Source organism: Ideonella sp. P3_A4, assembly GCF_056403075.1.
The window spans coordinates 1-3,489 of the sequence record NZ_JBFUGE010000614.1 but is presented as its reverse complement, the minus strand read 5'-3'; the positions used below and the strand labels follow the sequence as shown (position 1 = coordinate 3,489).

Below are 3,489 nucleotides of genomic sequence, written 5' to 3'. Positions count from 1 at the left end.
CACCGGACCTTGACGCCCCCGGCTGGCAACGACGAGGTCAGCCGCATCGGGGCCACGCTCGCGGAGGTCGTCGAGCATCTGCAGGCTGAAAAGCAGGCGCTTCAAACACTCAACGCGGAGCTGGACAGGCGTGTGGCCGAACGCACCGTGCGCATCGAACGCATGGCGGACGAAGCACGCCACGCCGCGGTGACGCGCGAGCGGTTGATGATGGCCCGCGACATGCACGACACGCTGGCGCATTCGCTGATGGCGCTGCTGACCCAGATTCGACTCGTGCGAAAGCTCTTTCCGCGCATGACGGCGGAGCAGGTGGACGCAGAACTCGGGCGCGCCGAAGACGCCACCACGGGCGGTTTGGTCGAAGCGCGCTCCGCCATCTTGCGAATGCGGGACAACGGGTTGCGTGACACGGGTCTCGGGCCCGCCCTGCAGGATCTGGCCAAACGCTTTGCCGAACGCACCGGGTTGTCGTTCTCAGTCGAAGCAGACCCGCTGCCGTCCAGTTGGGCCGACGACCGGGCGGAGACAGTGTTCCGGATCATCGAAGAGGCTTTGCGCAATATCGAGCGGCACGCCCAGGCGGGCGCCGTGAGCATCACGCTGCAGCAAGGCCGCTTCAGTGACGGCGTCGCCCCAAACGCAGAGCACACGGGAACATTGATTTCGATCACTGATGACGGTATCGGGTTCGATCCCACGGCCCCTAGACCGGGTCACTATGGCCTGCTCGGCATGCAGGAGCAGGCCCTCCTGATCGACGCGCGACTGAGCATCCACAGCGCAACGGGAAGCGGCACCCGGATCGATCTCCTGTTCCTGGATTGAGCGCGCCCAAGCGCGGAACCTGATTTGTCCGAACCGCGAAAACAGTGACCAAGGTCTCTGGACAACGTGACCAGCCGCACTGTCGCCAGTGACCATGGCCGGCTAGATTGCCTATGGTCGGTCGACCTGTCGTCGATCTGCTGGCCCATCCATGACCCATCCCGCCGAAACAGCGTCTGCACAGAAGTCCGGGCGGCATCCTGGCTACCGCCTCTGCCTGTTGCTCGCTGCGGCTGCCGTTGTCTCCGTGCTCTTGCTGCGCATGGCGACGAGCGAATTGCCCGTCCACGCATTGGCCGCCGAGAGCCCACACTCCGTTGAAACCACGTCCAACGTCGAGGCCGAGCCGAGTTGGGTCGCCATGAGCCAGGCGCATCGGCAGGTGCTGCGCCCCTTGAAAACGATCTGGCAGACGATGAGTCCAGCCCAACACCAAAGGTGGCAGCTGATTGCCGACCGCATCAGCGACAAGACGCCAGAGGCAAAGCAGCGTCTGCACGACCGGATGGTGGCTTGGGCCCGGCTGACACCGGCCGAGCGCGCCCAGGCTCGTTTGAATTATCTTCAGGCCAAGAACCACCCCGGCAGGGCCAAGGCCGATCGACCGCGGCCTGACCGGGGCGTCTTGCCTGAGCATCTGGCCCATGGTTTGGAGACTCAACGCTCGCTGCCGCCGGCGATGGTTCATGTCGCCCCGGGTGCCACAACGGTTCTGCTGACAACGACTTTCCACATCCCCACCGATGAGGCGCGTGCACCCACCGGTGCCACGCCGAACGGCCCAGAGGTGGGTCCGCCCGATGCGATCAAGACACCGGTGCCGTCGTGATTCGGAAAGCCGTTGCTGCGGGGGCCGGGATGAATCCATGCCATGGATGACACGCCGCCGTTTTGGTGGCTTGCTGGGCATCGCCGCGATGGACGCCGCCCGCGCGACGCCGGCCGATCCGTTTGTCCGCCGGCTGGGCGAGATCGAAAAGACGCTCCACGCACGTCTGGGCGTGTGGGTGCTGGACACCCAGACGCGCCGGAGCTGGGGCCACCGTGCCGACGAGCGGTTTCCCCATGTGCGGCATCTTCATGCTCATCGCCTGCGCCGCGTTGCTGGTTCGTGCCGACGAAGGCAAGGTGGACCTGAGTCGGCGGATTCAATTCACGGCGCGTGAGTTGTTGCCCAACTCTCCCGTCGTTCAGCAGCAGCTTGCCAACGCCCAGGGCTTGACCTTGGCGCAACTGTGCGAAGCGGCACTCACCCGTAGCGACCTCACGGCTGGAAACTCGATCCTGAAGAGAGTCGGCGGACCCGGCGGGCTGACGACCTTCATGAACTCGCAAGGCGATGCCGTATCTCGGCTTGACCATTGGGCGCCGGCACTCGACGAAGCGACACCTGGTGAACCACGCGACACCACCACGCCTGCCGCCATAGGTGACCATGTCAAGGCGCTGCTGCTCGGCAGCACGCTGTCCCACCCGTCTCGCCGGCTGCTGACGGCTTGGCTGCTGGCCAACAAGAGCGGCGGCGCCAGATTGCGCGCAGGCTTGCCGTCCAGCTGGGACATCGGCGACAAGACGGCTGTGGGCAACCACGGAACGACGAACGACGTAGCCATCGTCTGGCCACCCAACCACAAGCCGCTGATCGTCAGTGTGTTCATCACGGCCACGGCCGCTTCGGTCGACGAGCGGAATGCAGCGATAGCGGAGATCGGCAGTCTTCTGGGCCCGCTCGTGCATTCGCGGAGTGACACCTGATGTGGACATGGCTGAGACGCCTGGTCGGAGGGAGCCTCGAAGCGCCCACGCTGACGCGAAAACAGTTCGATCGGCGAGTCCTGCGGCAGCTAGCGCGAGGCCGCGACCGGGCCGGCGCTGTCAGGCCCAAGCCGGCGGCTGCGCCGACACCGTGGCCACCAGCACCAGGTCCACGATCAGCTGGTCGATGAACCAGGCCTTCTGGGCTTGCGCGTCGGGCAGCTGAAAGGTCCAGGTGCCGGTCGGGTCGCAGCCGATGAAGGGCTGCCATGGCGTGCCGGTGGCGCGACGGGTGCTGACGATGCCAGCACGGGTGCGAACGCCGGCACTGCTGCAAACCGCACCACTGGGGCTCAGCAGACGCACGCGGCTGATCGGCAGTTCTTCGGCGAAGCCCTTGCGGCGAACGCAGAGCAGTGACAACTCCTGCAGCCACAGGCCATCGGCGTGCGACGAAAAATCGGCGCGGGTCAGCGGCAGGGCGATACGCATGCGGCGTTCGACATCCTCGCCGCCATCGGCGTCGAGAAGGCCGTACCAGGCATCGGGAAACTCGTGGCGCACGCTGAACGCCCGCTCGCCGGTGACTGTGTCGTCCAGCCCTGCTAGCCCGCCTCCACCCAGCAGGGTCATGGTCGCCCGTGCCGATTCGCTTCTTGCCTGATGATGTTCCATTGCTGCTCCTTGCGTTGCCTGGCTGGCATGTCGATTCACCCGCATGCCTACCGTGTCAATCGCAAGGCATCGACGTACCCTGCCAATGCTTACCTGACGTTACTTTTGGGCGCCATTGGCGTGGGCTCGCCGCCTGGCCGCCAGCGCCCGTTGACGGCTCAGGTGACCGAGGAGCTCTGGGCCTTTTGCCACTGCCGCAGGATGGCCTCGAGCTTGTCGAGGGTGCAGGGC

At 65.6% G+C, this 3,489-nt stretch carries 4 protein-coding genes; 3 read left to right on the top strand and 1 reads right to left on the bottom strand.

The genetic code is table 11. The annotated features are described in order from the left end of the window. The 3 genes from AC1DYI_RS29920 to bla form a co-directional block, all read left to right on the top strand. Positions 1-828, top strand: an 828-nt coding sequence (locus AC1DYI_RS29920) for a sensor histidine kinase (RefSeq protein ID WP_477207759.1), incomplete at its 5' end; no start/stop codon positions are given. Positions 829-979: 151 nt separating this feature from the next. Next, a complete protein-coding gene (locus AC1DYI_RS29915) occupies positions 980-1,657 on the top strand; it encodes a DUF3106 domain-containing protein (protein WP_477207758.1) in 678 nt (225 codons plus the stop codon). Between the two features lie 122 nt (positions 1,658-1,779). Then, positions 1,780-2,583, top strand: coding sequence for a class A beta-lactamase (gene bla / locus AC1DYI_RS29910; RefSeq protein WP_477207757.1), 804 nt, complete (start codon positions 1,780-1,782; stop codon positions 2,581-2,583). Between the two features lie 120 nt (positions 2,584-2,703). Here the strand turns inward: bla and AC1DYI_RS29905 are convergent, their stop codons facing one another. Further along, a complete protein-coding gene (locus AC1DYI_RS29905) occupies positions 2,704-3,258 on the bottom strand; it encodes a hypothetical protein (RefSeq protein WP_477207756.1) in 555 nt (184 codons plus the stop codon). Positions 3,259-3,489 lie beyond the last annotated feature (231 nt).